Raw genomic sequence first — 20,559 nt, forward strand, 5'->3', positions numbered from 1 at the left:
CACCGTCCGACCGCTAACATCAGCGCAGCGGCGGCTGTTCCCCCAGCGGCACCACCGCCATGGTCAGGCGCGATACGCAACTGGCCTTGCCTTCGTCGCTGGTCAAACGGATGTCCCAGACATGCGTGGTGCGGCCGATATGAATTGGCGTGGCCACCGCCGTCACCCTTCCGCTACGCAAGCCGCGCAAGTGGTTGGCGTTGATCTCCAGGCCGACGCAATAGAATTTGCTGGCATCGATGCACAGATAACTGGCCATCGAGCCGACGGTTTCCGCCAGCACCACCGATGCGCCGCCATGCAGCAGACCGTAAGGCTGGTGGGTGCGATGGTCGATGACCATGCTCGCGGTCAGCGACTGTTCGTCGAAGGCTTCGAAGCGAATATCCAACACTTCGCCAATGGTGTTCTTCTGGATCGCGTTCAACTGTTCAATGTCGGGAGTAGTACGCCACAAGCTCATCGCAGACTTCCTTTGTTGTTGTAATCGACGCTCAATCCTGCCACAGCACTGCCTCGCTGCGCGCGCTCCATTCTTCGAAACGCGCGCCGTAGCGGTCCTCGATGACGTTGCGTTTGATTTTCAGGGTCGGCGTGAGGAAGCCGTTGTCCACCGCCCAACTGTCCTTGACCACTACCAGTCGGTGCAGGCGTTCGTGCTTGTCGAGGGCGGCGTTGACCTCCTGCAGCAATTTTTCCAGGCTCGCGTGCAGGCTGGCACGAGGCTCTTGCTGATTGACCGCCGACAGCACGCACAACCCCAGCGGTGCACTCAGGCCATCGCCTACCACGCATACTTGTTCGATGCGTGAATGCACGGCCAAACGGTTTTCGATCGGCGCCGGCGCGACGTATTTGCCCTTGCTGGTCTTGAAGATTTCCTTGAGTCGCCCGGTCAGGCGCAGGCGCCCTTCACTGTCCTGCTCGCCCTTGTCGCCGGTACGCAGAAAGCCGTCTGCGGTCAGCGTCTCGGCGGTTTTCTGCGGTTCCTTGAAATAGCCGAGCATGTTGGCCTGACTGCGCACCTGCACCTCGCCGGACTCATCGATGCGCACCTCGACTTCCGGGCACGGCTGGCCGATCCAGCCCTGTTTGTATCGCCCCGGCAGACAGATATGCGAATAGCCGCAGCCCTCGGTCATGCCGTACACCTCGAGCACATCGAGGCCGAGTTTCTGATACCAGGCGAGCAAGGTCTGCGGTACCGGCGCGGCACCGGACAACGCCACGCGCAAGGCATCCAGGCCGAGCCCGGCCAGCACTTTGTGCCCCACCCGCTTGCCGATGAAGGGCAACCCGAGGAGGAAGTCCAGACGCTGCGCCGGGATCTTGCTGTACACACCCATCTGGAATTTGGTCCAGATACGCGGCACGCCGAACATTGCCGTCGGCCGCGCGCGCTGCAGATCGGTGATGAAAGTCTCGAGGCTTTCGGCGAAGAAAACGGTCTGGCCGGTATAGATCGAGGCCAATTCGACAAACATGCGCTCGGCGACGTGGCACAGCGGCAGATACGACAGCAGCCGATCGTTCTCGTTGAGCCCGAACAACTGCGTGCCGCGACTGGTAGCGAAACCGAGATTGGCGAAACTGTGCATCACGCCTTTGGGCAGGCCGGTGGTGCCGGAGGTGTAAATGATCGTCGCCAATTGCTCGGCGGCGGGACGTGGATCGTCCTGGATTGGCGAACAGCTCTGCAGGTCCGCCCAGCTGTAATCGAACTCGCCCGGCGGATGCAGTGGCAGGCTGATGGTCGGTAAACCCGTCGGCACGCCTTGCGCCATGCCTCCCCAGTCATCGAGCTTGCCGATGAACGCCAGCGCACTTTCCGAGTGAGTCAGCACCTGCGCCACGGACTCGGCGGTGAGATTGGGGTATAGCGGCACGGACACATGCCCGGCCATCCAGATCGCCAGGTCGGCGATGATCCAGTGCGCGCAGTTCTTCGAGATCAGGGCGATATGGCTGCCGGGCGGCAACTCCCGCGCCCGCAACCAGTGCGCGGCGCAGCGGGCCTGATGGCCGACATCGGCCCACGTCAGCGTCTCGACCTGACCGCCGCCGATGGGCTGCACCAGAAAGCGCTGGCGCGGGTGCCGGGCTTCCCGTTCGTAGAACACGTCCAGCGGCAAACGGAAGGCGGCAGACATGCGACTCGCTCCTGTTTTTTTGGTCTGGAGCAAGCGTAGTCAACCAAGCAAGTGCTTGGTTGAATTTTTTACCAAAAGAAACAAGATCAAAAGATCGCAGCCTTCGGCAGCTCCTACAGAGGAATGCATTCCAATGCAGGAGCTGCCGAAGGCTGCGATCTTTGCTTTTAAGGGTGCTTGAGGCTGTTGAGCTTCATCGAGCCAATCAGCAGCTCGCTGTGCTCAAGCTCCGCCAGCCCCGCCGTACTCACCCGCTCCGGCGGATGTCCGGCGCCGTGCTGCAGATAGCTGAGCAGGTTGCCCACCAATGGGTTGTGGCTGACCAGCAAAACATTACTGACGGACACCAATTGCTCGGCGACCTTGTCCGGATCGCTATCCGGCGTCAGCCACTCGACCGTGCGGATCTCCGGCTCGAACCCCAGCGCCTCGCGCACGATTTGCGCGGTCTGCTGCGCGCGCAGATAAGGGCTGGCGTAGATCGCCGTCAGCGGCTGACCCATCAGATGCGCCGCGCTGCGCAGGACTTCCTTACGACCGTGCTCGGTCAGCTCGCGCTCGGAATCGATTTTCGAGCCGTGAGGCACCGCCTCACCATGACGCAATACCCACAGTTTCATAGTTTGGGCTCCTCATCGCGCACCGGATGCGCGGCCGGGGCGACGGTGTGCGGCGCCTCACCTTCCGGGGTGCGCGGCGCCGGCCAGTCGGCGAACGGCCAGGGCTTCTGGTCACTGTGAAACGTGCCGAAGCGGCCGATCTGCGCGAGGAACTGGCTGAGGCTGTCGCCGAAATTCATCAGGCTGGCGCTCGGTGCGCCGTAGATCAGGCGGTAGATCAGTTGCACCAATACCACCGCGCCGAGGATGAACTGCGCGACTTGCCAGACCAGCAGATAAACGATCATCCACAACACCCGCAGGAGGATGGATTCGTACTGGGTTTCGCTTTTCGGATCGCTCATGGCTTGCTTCCTGTCCGTGTAACAGCTGAATCAGTTGAAACCGCTGGTGGAAATAAAGTCGACGTCGGTTTTCGGCTCGGCACGCATCAGTAGACCGATCACCTGCTCCAGCGTGCGTCCTTCGAACAGGATCGCGTGCAGCCCGGCGACCAGCGGCATGTACACGCCGACTTCCTGGGACTTGGCCTTGAGCACTTTGAGGGTGTTGACCCCTTCGGCAACCTCGCCAAGACGCGACACCGCTTCGTCGAGGCTCAAACCCTGACCGAGGGCGAAGCCGACCTGATAGTTGCGGCTCTTGGGCGATGAACAGGTGACGATCAGATCGCCAACCCCGGCCAGACCAAGGAAGGTCATCGGGTTCGCGCCCTGATTCACGGCGAAGCGGGTCATCTCGGCCAAGGCGCGAGTGATCAGCATGCTCTTGGTGTTCTCGCCCATCTCCAGCGCCACCGCCATGCCGGCGATGATCGCGTAAACGTTTTTCAACGCACCGCCCAGCTCGACACCGAAACGGTCGGCGCTGGCGTAAACGCGGAAGGTGCGCCCGTGCAGCGCAGCTTGTACTGCCTTGCACAGTTCTTCGTCTTCGCTGGCGACCACCGTGGCGGTCAGTGCGTGCTCGGCGATTTCCCGTGCCAGGTTCGGCCCGGACAACACACCGATCCGCGCCTGCGGGGCGATCTCTTCGAGAATCTGGCTCATCAGCTTGAAGGTCTGCGCTTCGATGCCTTTGGTCAGGCTCACCAGCATCTTGCCGCTCAAGCGCTCGGCGTGGGCGGCGAGTACGCTGCGCAAGGCGCTGGACGGCAGCGCGACAAAGCACAGATCACAAGCGTCGAGAGTGGCCTGCAGGTCGGTGACAGCGGTCACCCCTGGCAAAATCTTGATGCCTTTGAGGTAACGCGGGTTTTCGCGGTTGACCCGGATGGCCTCGGCCTGCTCGGGGTCACGCATCCACTGAAGGACTTGATGGCCGTTCTCGGCCAGCAGATTGGCCACGGCGGTACCAAAACTTCCGCCTCCCAGGACCGCAATCGGGCGCTGTTCAGTCATATGCAATCCGTTAATCCATACCAGTGGCGATGCCGGGCATTATACGGGGCGACCCGGTGGCGGCCAGCCCCAGCAACAATTACCGACATTTGTAGGAAGAAGACCAATAAAACCTAGGAAAATGCCTGCAACGTCACTGGAAAAGTCGCAGCCCTCGGTTAACATGCGCGCCAATTCTTCTCTCTGCAGGCTGTGTCGTGTTTTCTGGCCCTCCTTCCCCGCGCTCGCCCCTGCTACTGGCGCTGATGTTCAGCCCGCTGGTGCTGGCGGACGATCTGTTCGTCGACAGCCAGACGCTGCCGCCGGTGCTTACGGCCACGCGCCTGAAGCAGACCCCGGCCGAAGTACCGGGGAGCATGACCGTTCTCGACAGCGAATTGATCAGCGCCAGCGGCGCCCGCGACATCAGCGAATTGCTGCGACTGGTACCGGGGATGATGGTTGGCAGCATCAACGGCAATCAGCCGGCGGTGAATTACCACGGCACCAACGCCAGCGAAGCGCGGCGCATGCAGGTGTTGATCGATGGCCGTTCGGTGTATCGCGCCGGGCTGGCGACGGTGGACTGGAGCGATATCCCGGTAGCGATGGAAGACATTGACCGGATCGAGGTATTTCGCGGTCCGAACACCGTCAGCTACGGCGCCAATGCGTTGATGGCAGTGATCAACATCATCACTCGCCACCCGGCCGACAGCCACGGCACGCGCCTGAAGATCACCCGCGGCCAGCGTGGCATCAACGACTTTTATGCCAGTCAGGGCACCGGTTGGGATGGCGGCGATCTGCGCCTGTCGCTGTCCGGCCAGGAAGACGACGGTTTCGACAGCGACCGCAACGGCGCCGATTATCGCGACAGTCGGCGCTTGAACCGTCTGAGCTTGGCGGTCAGCCATGATCTCAATGAAGATCAAAGCCTCGACTGGCAGCTCAACGCCAAAGACGGCAGCAATCAGCGGCCTTATACCTACCGCCCGGTGTTCTCGGGGATTACCGACGCCGGGAACAATTCCGACGTGGTGGCCAAGGATTACGCCGGTTCGGTGCGCTGGAACCTCGACATCAATCCCGAACACAGCCTCTATGTGCAAGGTTCGGCGCAGCACTGGGATCGCCAGCAGGTCTGGCGCGCCTGCGATGCCGAAGTGTCGTTCAGCCCTGAACTGACGCAGCTGTGGCAGCTCAACCCGAATTACACCGAACGGCTGGCGCGCAACATCACCCAGTTCACCGGCCCCGGCGCGGCGCCCGGCACGCCGCAGGAAATGGCGCTGGCCAATCAAGTGCTCGAGCAATGGCGCAACGGCGCCAGCCAGACCTTGTGCGGCGATATCGACCAGAGCGCCCGCGAGTCGCGTTACGACCTCGAACTGCAGGACACCCTCAGCCTGGCCGACAGCCTGCGATTGGTCAGCGGCCTCAACTACCGCTACGACCGCGCCGATTCCGAAACCTACTTCAACGGCACCCTCGACGACACCACCTGGCGCGCCTTCGGCCAACTGGAATGGCGCGCTACCGAGCACTGGCTGGTGCAGGGCGGTGCGATGTTCGAAGACACGCAACTGATCGGCAGTTCGCTGACCCCGCGCTTCGCGGTCAACTACCTGATCAACCCGCGTCACGGCCTGCGCGCGGTGTACTCGGAGGCGATCCGTTCGCCGGATATGTTCGAGAACAACGTCAACTGGAGCTATCAGGTCAGCAACCTGCGACCCTCGGCCTATGGCCAGTCGTCGGCGCGTTATTTCGTCAAGACCCGCGGCCCCGGCGATCTCGATCAGGAACACATGCGCTCGCGCGAGTTGGGCTACAACGGCTACTTCGCCGAGCTCGGACTGGCGGTCGACGTGAAGCTGTTCTACGACGAAATCACCGGGATGATCAGCGAGCCGCTGCGCAACAATCAGTACATCGCCAGCAATGCCAACAGCTCGCGCTTTCGCGGCACCGAAACGCAACTCGACTGGCGCCTCAATAGCGCCGACCGTTTGCGTTTGACCTACGCCTTCGTCGACGCCGAGGCGAGCAATCCGCTGGATCAGCAGTTGACCTCGCGCAACAGCGGTTCCGCCGGTTGGCTGCGCAACTGGGGGCATGGCTGGAACAGTGCCCTCTTCTATTACGGCGACAACGCGCTCAACGGCTATCGCTTCGAGCGCGTCGACACGCGCATCGCCAAACGCATCGCCATTGGCAAAGCTCAGCTGCAATTGGCCGGCGTGCTGCAACAGCGCCTCGACCATCAGCCGAATACTTTCGTCGACAATAATTACGATGAACGCCGGGTAATGTATTTCAGTGCCGAGCTGGAGTTCTAGGATGCGCAACGGCCCGTCACGGAAGACGCCAACCCTTGGCCACTGGCTGGCGGGGCTCTGCCTGTTCTTGACCGCGTGGCTGCACGGGGTCGCGGTGCAGGCCGCCGACATTCTCCTGACCGGCGCCGAGGAAAGCCCCGGCGTGCAGGCCTTCGTGCAAGCGCTGAGTGAACTGCGCCCGACCGACAATGTGCGGTTCCAGCCGCTGGCCAGTTTGCCGGCACCGGGCAAATTACCGGCCAGTCTGCGCTTGATTCTGCTCGACCTGCCCAGCCTCGACTGGCGCCTGCAAGACTCACAAGGCCCATCGACGCTGGTGTTGCGCATCAGCCGCTTGCAGGCGCGCCAGCGTTTCGCCGATGCCCAACCGGCGCGCCTGAGTCTGCTCTGGAGCGATCCACCGTTGAGCCGGCAATTGCAACTGATCCGGCGGATTCTGCCGCAGGCGCGGCGGGTCGGTGTGCTGTTCGATGAACACGGCGAGTTCCTGCTCGACGAACTGCGCGTCGCTGCGCGGCCATTGAACCTGGAGATTGTCAGTCAGCGCTGGGACAACATTCACGACAGCCGTCCGCTGCAAGCGGTGCTGAAAAGCAGCGACGTCTTGCTCGGCCTCGACGATCCCGACCTGTACAACTCGCAGACGGCGAAAAACCTTTTGCTCAGCAGCTACTCGCGGCAGGTTGCGCTGATCGGCCCCAACATTGCATTCGTTCGCGCTGGCAGCCTCGCCAGTACCTACAGCGACCAGAGCGACTGGCTGGCGATTCTCGATCATTTGCTCGATCAGCCGACCAACGCATGGCCGCGAACGCTTTACCCCGCTCGTTTCAAAGTCTCAAGTAATGCGCAGGTGGCTCGTTCTTTAGGCATCGAACCGCTGAATGAAGCATCTGTCGCCAGTGCCTTGGCCGAAGGAGAGCGCCGCCCATGAATTTCCGCCGCCGTTGGGACATCAACACCCGCACGCAGCTGATCAGCCTCGGCCCGGCGCTGCTGCTGACGTTGCTGTTGATCAGTTTCTTTACCTTCGTGCGCATTCAGGATTTGCGTCAGGAGCTGAACCACACTGGCCAGTTGATTGCCAACCAACTGGCGCCTGCCACGGAATACGGGGTGATCTCCGGCAACAACGAAGTGCTCGAAAGCCTGCTCAAGGCGACACTCGCCACGCCCAACGTGCGTTTTCTCGAAGTGCAGGACAGCGCCAACCGGATTCTGGTGTATGTCGAACAACCGGCCGACAGCCACAGTCGCCCGCACCAGGTCGAAGTGTTCCAGGCCCCGGTGCGTTTGCAACGAATCGCCTTGCACAACGATTTCTTCCAGGACGGCAAAGTCAGCAACAGCGCCGCCGGCGAGGATTATCTGGGGCGAGTGATCGTCGGGCTGTCCAATGACGCTTTCAGTCAGCGCCAGCAGGAGATCCTGTTCAAGGCCGGGATTCTCGCGCTGTTCGCCCTGCTCTTCACCTTCGTCGTCGCCCGTCGTCTGGCCGGCAGTCTGTCGCAGCCGATCCGCGACATAGGCGATGCGGTCAAGGCGATTCAGGAAGGCGATTACAAAACCCCGCTGCCGATTGTCGACGACACCGAACTGGGCGCACTGTCACAACACATCAACAACCTTGCTCAGGCGCTGGAGCAGGCCAGTCGCGAACAGCAGCAAGCGATGGCGCAACTGATCCAGACCCGCGAGGAGGCGGAAAAGGCCAACAACGCCAAATCGGATTTTCTGGCGATGATGAGCCATGAACTGCGCACGCCCATGAACGGCGTGCTGGGCATGTTGCAGTTGCTTGAAACCACCGAGATGACCGAGGAGCAGGTCGAATACGCCGCACTCGCTTCGGAGTCGACCGAGCACTTGCTCAAGGTCATCAATGACATTCTCGACTTCTCGCGAATCGAGCGTTCGGAGCTGGAGCTGGAGCACATCCCGTTCAATCTCGCCGAGCTGATCAGCGCCTGCGCGCAATCGTTCCAGCACAGCGCGGTGCAGCGAGGCCTGGCACTGAATCTGCGCATTCCCGACGACATGCGCGGCTTGCAGGTGCAGGGCGATCCGACGCGGATCCGGCAGATTCTGGTCAATCTGGTCGGCAATGCCTTGAAGTTCACCGAGCAGGGCCGGGTCAGCATCGAGGCGCAATGGCAGTCGCTGGACCATGAACTGCTGTGGTTCACCTGCTCGGTGCGTGACAGCGGCATCGGCATTTCATCGCAGAGCCTGGAGCTGATGTTCAATGCCTTCCAGCAGGCCGACAGTTCGATCTCCCGTCGTTACGGTGGCACCGGGCTTGGTCTGCCGATCGCGCGGACCCTGGCCGAACGCATGGGCGGTACGTTGCGCGCGCAGAGTGAGGAAGGACGCGGTTCGGTATTCACTCTGGAAATTCCATTGGCGCTATATAAGCAGGCAATGCCAGCGCTGGCCGCGCCGCGAGCGCCGAACGGTAGTGGTCAGGGTGAAGGACGCCATGTGTTGCTGGTCGAAGACAACCCGGTCAACCAGACCGTGATCGAAGCGATGCTGCGCAGCCTCGGCTTTGCCGTCAGCGTGGCGACCGATGGCGCGCAAGCGGTGCGCAGTGCCGAGGGTGGCGAATTCGAAGTGATTCTGATGGATTGCCGGCTGCCGATCATCGACGGCTACGAGGCCACACGGCAGATCCGCGACCTGCCCGGACGCCGCGATGTGCCGATCATCGCGCTGACCGCCAACGCCTTGCAGGGCGATCGCGAAACCTGTCTGGCAGCGGGGATGAACGATTACCTGGCCAAGCCGTTCAAACGCAATGACCTGCAGCAGATTTTGCAGCGCTGGGTGTCGTAGTGTGGGCCTTTCGACCATCTGCGACTGGCGTGAAAAGCGAAAGTGCGGCAGTCTTAGGCACCCGAACGAGCCCCAAAAGGGGCTTGATTAAAAATTTCAGTGCACAAGTGTACATTCATGTCCTTGGTGCTGTGACTTTCACCACAACGCAATAGTCTATGAGTAGGCTGCCGGTTCGAGGCATGAACGCCTTGAACGGTCGGGAAGATCTGCCCCACCTGCCGCATGGGATTATTGAGGAGCTCGCATGACCAAACAAAACGCCTTTACTCGGGAAGACCTGCTGCGCTGCAGTCGCGGTGAGCTGTTCGGCCCAGGTAACGCGCAACTGCCCGCCCCGAACATGCTGATGGTGGATCGCATCACCCATATCAGCGAAGAAGGCGGCAAGTACGGCAAAGGTGAATTGGTCGCCGAGCTGGATATCAACCCTGACCTGTGGTTCTTCGCCTGCCATTTCGAAGGCGATCCGGTAATGCCGGGCTGCCTGGGTCTGGATGCCATGTGGCAACTGGTCGGCTTCTTCCTGGGCTGGCAAGGCCTGCCGGGCCGCGGCCGTGCGCTGGGTTCGGGCGAGGTGAAATTCTTCGGTCAGGTGCTGCCGACCGCCAAGAAAGTCACTTACAACATTCATATCAAACGCGTCCTCAAGGGCAAGCTGAACATGGCCATCGCCGATGGTTCGGTCAGTGTCGACGGACGCGAAATCTACACCGCCGAAGGCCTGCGCGTCGGCGTGTTCACCTCCACTGACAACTTCTAAGGGTTATTCGCATGCGCCGCGTCGTTATCACTGGTCTGGGCATCGTTTCGTGCCTGGGCAATGACAAAGAGACCGTCTCCGCTAACCTGCGTGCAAGCCGCCCTGGCATCCGGTTCAACCCGGAATATGCTGAAATGGGTCTGCGTAGCCAGGTTTCCGGCTCCATCGACCTCAACCTTGAAGAGCTGATCGATCGCAAGATCTATCGCTTCGTCGGCCATGCAGCGGCTTACGCCTACCTGGCCATGAAAGACGCCATCACTGACTCCGGCCTGACCGAAGAGCAAGTGTCCAACCCGCGTACCGGCCTGATCGCTGGTTCCGGTGGTGCTTCCACGCTGAACCAGATGGAAGCGCTGGACATCCTGCGCGAGAAAGGCGTGAAGCGCGTTGGCCCGTACCGTGTAACGCGGACCATGAGCAGCACCGTTTCCGCTTGCCTGGCCACGCCATTCAAGATCAAGGGCCTGAACTACTCCATCGCTTCTGCCTGCGCCACCAGTGCTCACTGCATCGGTACCGCCATGGAACAGATCCAGATGGGCAAGCAGGACATCGTCTTCGCCGGTGGCGGTGAAGAAGAGCACTGGAGCCAGTCGTTCCTGTTCGACGCGATGGGCGCCCTGTCCAGCAAGCGTAACGACACCCCGGAACAAGCTTCCCGCGCGTACGACAAGGACCGCGACGGTTTCGTCATCGCTGGCGGCGGCGGCATGGTTGTCGTTGAAGAGCTGGAACATGCTCTGGCCCGTGGCGCGAAGATCTACGCCGAGATCGTTGGCTACGGCGCAACGTCCGACGGCTACGACATGGTTGCCCCAAGCGGCGAAGGCGCGATCCGCTGCATGCAGCAGGCGCTGTCCACCGTCGACACCCCGATCGACTACCTGAACACCCACGGCACTTCGACTCCGGTCGGCGACGTTGCGGAAATGAAAGGTGTGCGTGAAGTGTTCGGCGACAAGGCTCCAGCGATCAGCTCGACCAAGAGCCTGTCCGGTCACTCCCTGGGCGCCGCCGGCGTGCACGAAGCGATCTACTGCATGCTGATGATGGAAGGCAACTTCATTGCCGGCTCCGCCAACATCGACGAGCTCGACCCGGAAGTGGCCGATCTGCCGGTGCTGACCAAGACCCGCGAGAACGCCACCATCAACACCGTGATGAGCAACAGCTTCGGCTTTGGCGGCACCAACGCCACGCTGGTACTGAAGCGCTGGGAAGGCAAATAATTTCCCGCTGCTGAGCCACACATGAAAACGCCCCGACTGGTTCGGGGCGTTTTTTTTGCCTGAAAATTAGCTAGGACACCGCTGATCTCTGTGGGAGCTGGCTTGCCAGCGATAGCGGAGTGTCAGGCAACGGAGATGTTTGCTGTGCCGACGTCATCGCTGGCAAGCCAGCTCCCACAGGGTTTCAGGGTGTTCTGGAGATGAAACTTCTGTCATGAAACTTACCGCCCTGCGACCGAATGTCGCGGTTTACGCGGCCTGCAGCTTTGTTGCGAAATTCGCAACAACACCTTGCGCCAATCGGCAGTTTACTTAGCTGACTAACAAATCCTATAACAGAGTCCTGCACACGCCTTGGTGCAGTAACTTGAGATCTGGAGCTAGCAGATGACTGTAAAAGTAACTGAACGCGACGATTCACACATGTCCCACGAAGGCCTGGCCGCCGGCATCCGTATCTGGGATGTGCATCAACAAGACTTGCTGGTCGGCATGTTCCACAACGAGATCGATGCCCACAACTACAAGGCTGAACTGGAAGTGCAGGAACAGCAAAGAGAACTGAAGTCCGCCTGAAACAACACAGCATTTGAAAACGACAAACCCCGCCATGAGCGGGGTTCGTCGTTTTTACAGCCGTGGATTTACCACATCAGATCGTCAGGGATCTGGTACGCCGCGTACGGATCGTCCTCAGCGTTGACCTCTTCGGTCTGCACGTTGAGCTGGACGATGCGCTGCGGGTCGCGCTCCTGGATCTTCAGCGCAGCTTCACGGGGGATCACTTCGTAGCCGCCGTTGTGGTGCACGATCGCCAGCGAACCGCTGCTGAGCTTGTTGCGCATCAGCGTGTTGACCGAGATGCGCTTGACCTTCTTGTCGTCGACGAAGTTGTAGTAGTCCTCGGTGGTCAGCTTGGGCAGACGCGAGACTTCGATCAACTGCTTGACCTGCGCGGCACGAGCCTTGGCCTCGGCTTTTTCCTGCTGCTGACGGTTCAGTTCCTGGTCGCGCTTGACCTTCTCGGCCATGGCTTCCTGGGCGGCGCGCTGCTGCGAATCGTCCAGCTCGGCCTGGCCTTTGTGGGCCAGGCGCTGTTGCTTCTGCTTGTCTTTGCTGACCTGCTTGGCCTGCTTTTGGTTGACCAGGCCTGCTTTGAGCAACTGGTCGCGAAGGGAAAGGCTCATCAATGCTTACTCACTTGGGCAACGGCTCAGCCGCAGCTGGGCTCATTCTTTTCCTGGCGTTTGGCTTCGCCCCACAGGGCGTCCAACTCTTCGAGGGTGCAATCTTCCATGGGACGGTGGGTGTCGCGCAATGCCTGTTCGATAAAACGGAAACGTCTTTCAAACTTGCCGTTGGCGCCGCGCAAGGCGGTTTCCGGATCGACCTTCAGATGCCGGGCCAGATTGACCACGGAAAACAGCAGATCGCCGATCTCGTCGGCCACCGCCACCGGATCGTTTTCCGACATGGCTTCGAGCACTTCATCGAGCTCTTCGCGCACCTTGTCGAGCACCGGCAAAGCGTCCGGCCAGTCGAAACCGACCTGCCCGGCGCGTTTTTGCAACTTGGCCGAGCGCGACAGTGCCGGCAAGGTGGCCGGCACGTCGTCGAGCAAGGACAACTGCTCGGGCGCCGAGGCTTTCTCGGCACGCTCTTCGGCCTTGATCTCTTCCCAGCGCTGCTTGACCTGTTCTTCGCTCAAGCGGGGTACGTCGAGCGGCGCGTACAGCTCGCCCGTCGGGAACACATGCGGATGACGGCGGATCAGTTTACGCGTGATGCTATCGATCACCCCGGCGAATTCGAACCGCCCTTCTTCCTTGGCCAACTGGCTGTAATACACCACCTGAAACAACAGATCGCCCAACTCGCCTTGCAAATGGTCGAGATCGCCACGCTCGATGGCATCGGCCACTTCATAGGCTTCTTCGAGGGTGTGCGGGACGATGGTCGCGTAGGTTTGCTTGATGTCCCACGGACAACCGAACTGCGGATCGCGCAGACGGGACATCAGATGGAGCAGGTCTTCGAGTGAATACATCATTTATCTGTCTCACCACAAAATCCTGTGGGAGCTGGCTTGCCAGCGATTGCATCACCTCGACTCTCCTGAGAGACCGAGTTGTCTGCATCGCTGGCAAGCCAGCTCCCACATGGGATCAGACTCATCTTCACGGGGTGCGGTTACGCCGCGTTTCGATGATGTTCGGCAATTGCGAAATCCGCCCCAGCAACCGCCCCAGCGCATCCAGACCGGGGATCTCGATGGTCAGCGACATCAGCGCAGTGTTGTCTTCCTTGTTCGAGCGGGTGTTGACCGCCAGCACGTTGATGCGCTCGTTGAGCAGCACCTGCGAGACGTCACGCAGCAGCCCGGAACGGTCGTAGGCGCGAATGATGATGTCCACCGGATAGGTGAGCACCGGCACCGGCCCCCAGCTGACCTGGATGATCCGCTCCGGCTCGCGCCCGCCCAGTTGCAGCACCGAGGCGCAGTCCTGACGGTGAATGCTCACGCCCCGGCCCTGGGTGATGTAACCGACAATCGCATCGCCCGGCAGTGGCTGGCAGCAACCGGCCATTTGCGTCATCAGGTTGCCGACGCCCTGGATCTGGATATCGCCGCGCTTGCCCGGCTTGTAACCGGTCGCCTTGCGCGGGATCAGTTCCAACTGTTCGTTGCCGCGCTCCGGTTCGACCAGTTGCTGCGCGAGGTTGACCAGATGCGCCTGACGCAGGTCACCGGCACCGAGGGCGGCGAACATGTCTTCGGCGGTTTTCATGTTGGCCTTTTCGGCCAGCTTGTCGAAATCCACCGCCGGCAGGCCGAGGCGATTGAGTTCGCGCTCGATCAGGGTTTTACCGGCCGCAACGTTCTGATCGCGAGCCTGCAATTTGAACCAGTGAACGATCTTCGCCCGCGCGCGCGAGGTGGTGACGTAACCGAGGTTCGGGTTCAGCCAGTCGCGGCTCGGCGTGCCGTGCTTGCTGGTGATGATCTCGACCTGCTCGCCGGTCTGCAGGCTGTAGTTCAACGGCACGATACGCCCGTTGATCTTCGCGCCCCGGCAGTTGTGGCCGATTTCGGTGTGCACCCGATAGGCGAAATCCAGCGGCGTCGCGCCTTTCGGCAAGTCGATGGCGTGCCCGTCGGGAGTGAAGATGTAAACCCGATCGGGCTCGATGTCGACGCGCAGCTGCTCGGCCAGACCGCCGATATCGCCAAGCTCTTCATGCCATTCGAGCACCTGACGCAGCCAGGAAATTTTCTCTTCGTAATGGTTCGAGCCGGATTTGACGTCGGTGCCCTTGTAGCGCCAGTGCGCGCAGACGCCGAGTTCGGCTTCTTCGTGCATGGAGTGGGTGCGGATCTGCACCTCGAGGACCTTGCCTTCCGGGCCGATCACCGCCGTGTGCAGCGAGCGGTAGCCGTTCTCTTTCGGGTTGGCGATGTAGTCGTCGAATTCTTTCGGGATGTGCCGCCACAGGGTGTGGACGATGCCAAGCGCGGTGTAGCAGTCGCGCATTTCCGGCACCAGCACGCGCACGGCGCGAACGTCATAGATCTGGCTGAATTCCAGACCCTTGCGCTGCATTTTGCGCCAGATCGAGTAGATGTGTTTCGCCCGGCCGCTGATGTCGGCATCGACACCAGTGGCCTGCAGTTCGTCCTTGAGCTGGGTCATCACGTCGCTGATGAAACGCTCGCGGTCCAGCCGCCGCTCGTGGAGCAACTTGGCGATCTGCTTGTATTGATCGGGTTCGAGATAGCGGAAGGACAAGTCCTCCAGTTCCCATTTGATGTGACCGATGCCGAGGCGATGGGCCAGCGGCGCATAGATGTCGAAGACTTCGCGAGCGACGCGGTTGCGCTTTTCATCGTCGGCGGTTTTCACCGCACGGATGGCGCAGGTGCGTTCGGCCAGTTTGATCAGCGCAACGCGTACGTCATCGACCATCGCCACGAGCATCTTGCGCAGGTTCTCGACCTGCCCTTGGGTGCCCATGACCATCGATTGCCGTGGGCTGAGACTGGCGCTGATGGCCGCCATGCGCTGCACGCCGTCGATCAGCTTGGCCACCACCGGACCGAAGCGCTGGCCGATGGCCGCCAGCTCGATCTGGCCTTCGCGCACGCCGCGATACAAAACGGCTGCGACCAGCGAATCCTGGTCGAGCTTGAGGTCGGCGAGGATCTCGGCGATCTCAAGGCCAGTGCTGAAACTGCCGGAGCCTTCGGCCCACAGATTCTTCTTCGCATTGGACTGCTGTTCGGCCTCGCGAGCGAACTCGCAGGCTTCTTTCAAGGCCTCGCGATCCAGTGCCAGATCGACACTGACCGCGTGATCGAGCCAGGCCTCGAGATTGATACTGCCGTCGGTGTTGATCGGCTGGTGTGCTCTCACCTGTACCATGCTGCTTTACCTTCCCTACGACGCAGATTCAATGCGTCAAATCGCTGATCCTCAGTGTCCGTTCGCGCTCGCGGGGCTCCGGCGAGCGCTGCGCGGACAGATCAGACGGATTCAGACGAGCCGTCCTGGCTCGCTTCAAATAACGCCATGGCCTCGACATGTGCCGTCTGAGGAAACATATCGAGAATCCCGGCACGTTTTAACCGGTAGCCCTGCTTGATCAATTCCTGCGTGTCGCGCGCCAGCGTGGCCGGGTTGCACGACACATAAACCAACCGCTTGGCACCCAGGGTCGCGAGCTTGCGCACCACCTCGAAAGCACCGTCACGCGGTGGGTCCAAGAGTACCGCAGAAAAGCCGTTTCCGATCCACTGGGCATCGCTCAAAGGCTGGGATAAATCGGCTTGAAAAAACTTTGTGTTATGCAAATTGTTACTGACGGCGTTGGCAGCGGCCCGCTCGACCATGGTCTGCACGCCTTCCACCGCCACCACTTCACGGACGCTTTTAGCCAGCGGCAGAGCAAAATTGCCCAGACCGCAAAACAGGTCGAGCACGCGCTCGTCAGCCTTCGGCTGCAGCCACTCCAGCGCCTGAGCGATCATCGCTTCGTTGACCCCGGCGTTGACCTGAACGAAGTCACCCGGCCGGTACGCCAGCTCGAGATCCCACTGTTCCAGGCGATAGCCGAGGCTCTGACCGGCCTCGACCGGTTGCGGTTCACCTTCGCCATGCAGCCACAACTGCGCTTCATGGAACTGGCAGAAATCCTTGAGAATGGTCAGATCCGCTTCGGACAACGGCGCCATGTGCCGCAGCAATAGCGCCAGAGATGAGCCGCTGAACAACTCGACATGGCCCAGCGCCTGCGGTTTGCTCAAGCGCCGCAGCATCTCCGGCAAGCGGGTCATGATCGGTTGCAAGGGCTGCACCAGCACCGGGCATTCGCTGATCGCGACGATGTCCTGACTGCCGGCAGCGCGGAAACCCACTTCGAGTTTCTTTGCCTTCATGTCCCAGCGCACGGCGATGCGCGCGCGCCGACGGTAGCCGAATTCCGGGCCGGTCAGCGGCGCCGCCCACTCTTCAGGTTCGACACCGGCCACCCGCGACAATTGCTCGGCGAGCATGCGCTGTTTCAGGGCGAGTTGTTCAGCGTGGGGCAAGTGCTGAACGCTGCAACCGCCACAGCGGCCGAAGTGTGGGCATGCTGCCGGGCGCCGCACTTCGCTGGCCGTGAACACGCGCTCGGTACGCGCCTCGACCACTTTGCCGTGGGCGCCGAGCACCCGTGCTTCGACCTCTTCACCGGCAAGGGCGCCGAGGACGAACCAGGTTTTGCCTTCGAAAAACGCGATGCCGCGACCGTCATTGGCCAGGCGCTCGATACTCAAGCGCTGCTTTTTACCGGTCGGGATCTGTGGCGCCTTGCTGCCGCCGGTGGGCTGGAAGCGCAGGCCTCGTTCGTGCTTGGCCATCAGTTCGGCGCGTCGAAAATGCCGGTCGACAGATAACGGTCGCCACGGTCGCAGATGATCGCAACGATCACCGCGTTTTCAACTTCTCTGGACAGGCGCAGCATCGCTGCCACCGCACCGCCCGAGGACACGCCGCAGAAGATGCCTTCTTCGCGGGCCAGGCGCCGGGTCACGTCTTCGGCTTCGCTTTGCGCCATATCGACGATGCGATCGACGCGGTCGGCCTGGTAAATCTTCGGCAGGTATTCCTGCGGCCAGCGGCGGATGCCGGGAATGGCCGAGCCTTCCATCGGTTGCAGGCCGACGATCTGTACGCTGTCGCTCTGTTCTTTGAGGTAGCGCGACACGCCCATGATGGTCCCGGTGGTGCCCATCGAACTGACGAAATGGGTGATGCTGCCCTGGGTCTGACGCCAGATTTCCGGGCCGGTGGTGGTGTAGTGCGCTTCCGGGTTGTCGCCATTGGCGAACTGGTCGAGCACCTTGCCACGGCCTTCGGCTTCCATACGCTGGGCCAGATCGCGGGCGCCTTCCATGCCCTCTTCCTGAGTCACCAGAATCAGCTCGGCGCCATACGCGGTCATCGCCGCTTTGCGCTCGGCGCTGGAGTTGTCCGGCATGATCAGGATCATCTTGTAACCCTTGATCGCAGCGGCCATCGCCAGAGCGATACCGGTATTGCCAGAGGTCGCCTCGATCAGCGTATCGCCGGGATTGATCTGCCCGCGCAACTCGGCGCGAGTGATCATCGACAACGCCGGGCGGTCCTTGACCGAACCCGCCGGGTTGTTCCCTTCGAGCTTGAGCAAAAGGGTGTTGCTGGTGGCGCCGGGCAGGCGCTGCAAACGCACCAGCGGCGTGTTGCCGACGCAATCGGCGATGGTTGGGTACTGCAGGGTCATGGCGTATTCGCAATCCAGACGTGCGGGGGCGCCTATCATACCGGCAAACCCGCGCAGGCCATATCACGCAAAGTGCGGTGCTTATGGTTTATGGGAATAAGGCACAAAAGTCTCACCAGTGGTGAGACTTTTATTTGAGTAACACTCAGTTCTTGTGGTGCAGCTTGGAATTCGCGAGCAGGCTCGCTCCCACAGGGGATGAAGTTGCTTATGCGATCTGCGGTGAATGCACAGCCACTGTGGGAGCGAGCCTGCTCGCGAAGGCGTCCGCAGGGGCGACACCATCATCCGCCAGCAAGCGCAAATTCAACCGCAGCCCAGCCGCCGTGTTTTCCGCCCAGAGCAACCCGCCCTGGCGCTGCACCGCATTACGCGCAATGCTCAAACCCAAGCCAAACCCACCATCTCCGGGTCTCGATCCGTCCAATCGAATGAACGGCGAAAAGATCCGCTGCAGATCTTCGTCAGCCACGCCGCCGCCCTGATCCTCCAGCCACAAATGCCAATACTCGCCATCGCGCCGTGCATCGAGCCGCACGATGCCGCCCTCGGGAGAGTGACGAATGGCATTGCGCAGGACGTTTTCCAGCGCTTGCGCGAGGGTATTGAGGTTGCCGCGCACCCAACACGAAGCTTCGACCGAGCATCGCAATTGCAGGCTCGGCCAGCCGCTTTCATAACAGGCGTTGTCGGTGAGCATTTCCCACAGGGCCTGAATCTGGATCGCTTCATTTGGTAACGGCGAGCGGTCGGTGTCGAGCCAGGCCAGTTGCAGGGTGTCTTCGACCAGCCGCTGCATGCCGTCGACCTCGCGGCCGATGCGTTCGCGCAGTTGCGCCAGGCCCTGTTCGCTCTCGCTGGCCACGCGCAAGCGGCTCAGCGGCGTGCGCAGTTCGTGTGACAAGTCGCGCAACAACTGCTGCTGCAAAGCGACCGTGCTTTGCAAGCGCTCGGACATGGAATCGAAGGCCCGCGCCAGCTCACCGAGTTCATCCGGGCGCTGGGTGATGCCGCTCGACAGGCGCACGTTCAACTGATCAGCGCGCCAGGCGTTGGCCTGTTCGCGCAGGTTGTTCAGCGGCACCACCAGCAGGCGATACAGGCCGACACAGAGCAACAGGGTGAACAGCCCGGGAATTACGCCGTTGGTGATCACCCGCCAGAACACCCGGTACTTGCCTGGAACAAAGCGCTCGGGCAACTCGATGACCAGAATGCCGGCGGCCGGATCCTGCGGGAACGGCACCCGCAACCAAGGTCGGCCCTTCTTGTGGATCGGCCAGTCGAGGCCGCGCAGGAAAGTCAGGTGCTGCACCTCCGCGGCGTTCAACGGCTGGCTGCTCAGCGACTGCAAATCAGCGCCGATCACGCCGACCCAACTGGCCTCGCGCAATTCCATGCTCTGCAACCAGTCATCGACACCATTGCGCCCGCCGCGCTGCCACGCCTGTTCGGCTTGCGCGGCATAACGGCTGAGGGTGCTGCGGGCGTCACTGGAGAGGAACTGATTGCGCTCCTCCATGTAGCGGCCCCACGACCAGCTCAGCCAGATCATCAGCAGACAGAACGCCACCAGCAGGCACGCCAGTTTCCAGAACAGCGAATGCCGCCCCGGCAGCTCAGACAGTTTCATCGGCGCCGCTCAAGACATAGCCCTTGCCCCACACCGTGCGCACTTCGCGCTCGGTGTAACCAATGGATTTGAGTTTGCGGCGGATCTGGCTGATGTGCATGTCGAGGCTGCGGTCGTGCGCCGCAAAGCCGCGTTGCAGGACATGCTGATAAAGGAACGCTTTGCTCAGCACTTCCTCGTTGTTGCGGTGCAGGGTTTCCAGCAGACGGAATTCGCTGCGGGTCAGCCCGGCCGCTTGCTCGCGGAAAAACACATCGCACTGTTCGTCATCGAAACGCAGGGTGCCGCTGACCACCGCAGCGGTAACCGCAGGCGGGCGCCGATCCAGGGCCACGCGGCGCAGGATCGCTTCGATGCGCACATGCAACTCGGCCATGCTGAACGGTTTGGGCAAATAGTCATCGGCACCAAGGCGGAAACCGCTGATGCGATCGGCCTCGGCACCCAGCGCCGACATCAGTAACACCGGCGTCGAATGGCTCTGCCGCAATTGCGTCAACAACTGCAGACCATCGAGCCCCGGCAGCAGAATATCCATCAGCACCACGTCGAAAGGCTGGCGCTGGGCGATGTTCAGACCTTCCTGGCCGTTCTGGCACCAGGTCACCTGAAAACCGCTGCGGCCCAGATGCTCGTGCACATAAGCGCCGAGGACCGGGTCGTCTTCAATGGAAAGGATGCGTGGCTGGCCAACGGAAACAGGAGTCATGAGTATCTGCAAGTAATTCTCAGTTGGCGGATTATTCAAGATTGTCCGACAGCGGGCAACACAAGCTTGGCCTGTCGGACGAACGAGTGCGTCGG

Annotated in this window: 18 protein-coding genes; 6 read left to right on the forward strand and 12 right to left on the reverse strand. The window is 61.3% G+C overall.

Features of this window, described 5'->3' with window-relative positions:
• Positions 1-19 precede the first annotated feature (19 nt).
• The 5 genes from FEE99_RS24915 to FEE99_RS24935 all read right to left on the reverse strand — a co-directional run bounded on the left by FEE99_RS24915 (position 20) and on the right by FEE99_RS24935 (position 4,170).
• Positions 20-463 (reverse strand): hotdog fold thioesterase, encoded by a 444-nt coding sequence (locus FEE99_RS24915; protein WP_016773655.1) that lies wholly within the window; start codon positions 461-463, stop codon positions 20-22.
• Positions 464-494: 31 nt separating this feature from the next.
• Entirely contained in the window at positions 495-2,150 is a 1,656-nt protein-coding gene (locus FEE99_RS24920; RefSeq protein ID WP_041479592.1) for an AMP-binding protein, read from the reverse strand.
• Between the two features lie 167 nt (positions 2,151-2,317).
• Positions 2,318-2,770 carry a phosphohistidine phosphatase SixA gene (sixA, locus tag FEE99_RS24925; RefSeq protein WP_041479591.1) on the reverse strand — a complete coding sequence of 151 codons (453 nt, stop codon included), beginning with the start codon at positions 2,768-2,770 and terminating at the stop codon, positions 2,318-2,320.
• The gene (locus FEE99_RS24930; protein ID WP_041479590.1) at positions 2,767-3,114 is read right to left on the reverse strand and encodes a DUF4389 domain-containing protein; all 348 of its coding nucleotides are present in this window, start codon (positions 3,112-3,114) and stop codon (positions 2,767-2,769) included. The genes sixA and FEE99_RS24930 overlap by 4 nt, the downstream gene beginning before the upstream one ends.
• A 30-nt stretch (positions 3,115-3,144) precedes the next feature.
• A complete protein-coding gene (locus FEE99_RS24935; RefSeq protein ID WP_041479589.1) occupies positions 3,145-4,170 on the reverse strand; it encodes an NAD(P)H-dependent glycerol-3-phosphate dehydrogenase in 1,026 nt (341 codons plus the stop codon).
• 245 nt (positions 4,171-4,415) lie between these two features.
• On the opposite strand from FEE99_RS24935, the gene FEE99_RS24940 reads away from it, so the two are divergent.
• The 6 genes from FEE99_RS24940 (at position 4,416) to FEE99_RS24965 (ending at position 11,897) form a co-directional block, all read left to right on the forward strand.
• Positions 4,416-6,491, forward strand: coding sequence for a TonB-dependent receptor plug domain-containing protein (locus FEE99_RS24940; protein WP_052392192.1), 2,076 nt, complete (start codon positions 4,416-4,418; stop codon positions 6,489-6,491).
• Position 6,492: 1 nt separating this feature from the next.
• Entirely contained in the window at positions 6,493-7,425 is a 933-nt protein-coding gene (locus tag FEE99_RS24945; RefSeq protein WP_041479587.1) for an ABC transporter substrate-binding protein, read from the forward strand.
• A complete protein-coding gene (locus FEE99_RS24950; protein WP_041479586.1) occupies positions 7,422-9,326 on the forward strand; it encodes an ATP-binding protein in 1,905 nt (634 codons plus the stop codon). The genes FEE99_RS24945 and FEE99_RS24950 overlap by 4 nt, the downstream gene beginning before the upstream one ends.
• Before the next feature lie 247 nt (positions 9,327-9,573).
• The gene (fabA, locus tag FEE99_RS24955) at positions 9,574-10,089 is read left to right on the forward strand and encodes a 3-hydroxyacyl-[acyl-carrier-protein] dehydratase FabA (RefSeq protein ID WP_024013962.1); all 516 of its coding nucleotides are present in this window, start codon (positions 9,574-9,576) and stop codon (positions 10,087-10,089) included.
• An 11-nt stretch (positions 10,090-10,100) separates the two neighbouring features.
• On the forward strand, positions 10,101-11,321 hold the full coding sequence (gene fabB / locus FEE99_RS24960; RefSeq protein WP_016773647.1) for a beta-ketoacyl-ACP synthase I: 1,221 nt from the start codon (positions 10,101-10,103) through the stop codon (positions 11,319-11,321).
• Positions 11,322-11,708: 387 nt separating this feature from the next.
• Positions 11,709-11,897: a hypothetical protein gene (locus tag FEE99_RS24965; protein ID WP_016773646.1), complete on the forward strand. Its 189-nt coding sequence runs from the start codon at positions 11,709-11,711 to the stop codon at positions 11,895-11,897.
• A 68-nt stretch (positions 11,898-11,965) separates the two neighbouring features.
• On the opposite strand, the gene FEE99_RS24970 is transcribed toward FEE99_RS24965, so the two are convergent.
• The 7 genes from FEE99_RS24970 to FEE99_RS25000 all read right to left on the reverse strand — a co-directional run bounded on the left by FEE99_RS24970 (position 11,966) and on the right by FEE99_RS25000 (position 20,464).
• On the reverse strand, positions 11,966-12,508 hold the full coding sequence (locus FEE99_RS24970) for a DUF2058 domain-containing protein (protein WP_016773645.1): 543 nt from the start codon (positions 12,506-12,508) through the stop codon (positions 11,966-11,968).
• Positions 12,509-12,534: 26 nt separating this feature from the next.
• On the reverse strand, positions 12,535-13,368 hold the full coding sequence (gene mazG, locus FEE99_RS24975) for a nucleoside triphosphate pyrophosphohydrolase (RefSeq protein ID WP_041479598.1): 834 nt from the start codon (positions 13,366-13,368) through the stop codon (positions 12,535-12,537).
• Between the two features lie 130 nt (positions 13,369-13,498).
• Positions 13,499-15,742, reverse strand: coding sequence for a GTP diphosphokinase (gene relA, locus FEE99_RS24980; RefSeq protein ID WP_041479585.1), 2,244 nt, complete (start codon positions 15,740-15,742; stop codon positions 13,499-13,501).
• A 101-nt stretch (positions 15,743-15,843) separates the two neighbouring features.
• On the reverse strand, positions 15,844-17,220 hold the full coding sequence (gene rlmD, locus FEE99_RS24985; protein WP_041479584.1) for a 23S rRNA (uracil(1939)-C(5))-methyltransferase RlmD: 1,377 nt from the start codon (positions 17,218-17,220) through the stop codon (positions 15,844-15,846).
• Positions 17,220-18,122: a cysteine synthase CysM gene (gene cysM, locus FEE99_RS24990; protein ID WP_041479583.1), complete on the reverse strand. Its 903-nt coding sequence runs from the start codon at positions 18,120-18,122 to the stop codon at positions 17,220-17,222. Before cysM ends, rlmD begins: the two co-directional genes overlap by 1 nt.
• Positions 18,123-18,330: 208 nt before the next feature.
• A complete protein-coding gene (locus FEE99_RS24995) occupies positions 18,331-19,755 on the reverse strand; it encodes a sensor histidine kinase (protein WP_041479582.1) in 1,425 nt (474 codons plus the stop codon).
• The gene (locus FEE99_RS25000; protein ID WP_041479581.1) at positions 19,742-20,464 is read right to left on the reverse strand and encodes a response regulator transcription factor; all 723 of its coding nucleotides are present in this window, start codon (positions 20,462-20,464) and stop codon (positions 19,742-19,744) included. Before FEE99_RS25000 ends, FEE99_RS24995 begins: the two co-directional genes overlap by 14 nt.
• Positions 20,465-20,559: the final 95 nt, after the last annotated feature.

The sequence above is a fragment of the Pseudomonas sp. ef1 genome, from assembly GCF_007293365.2.
Classification (GTDB): Bacteria; Pseudomonadota; Gammaproteobacteria; order Pseudomonadales; family Pseudomonadaceae; genus Aquipseudomonas; species Aquipseudomonas siliginis.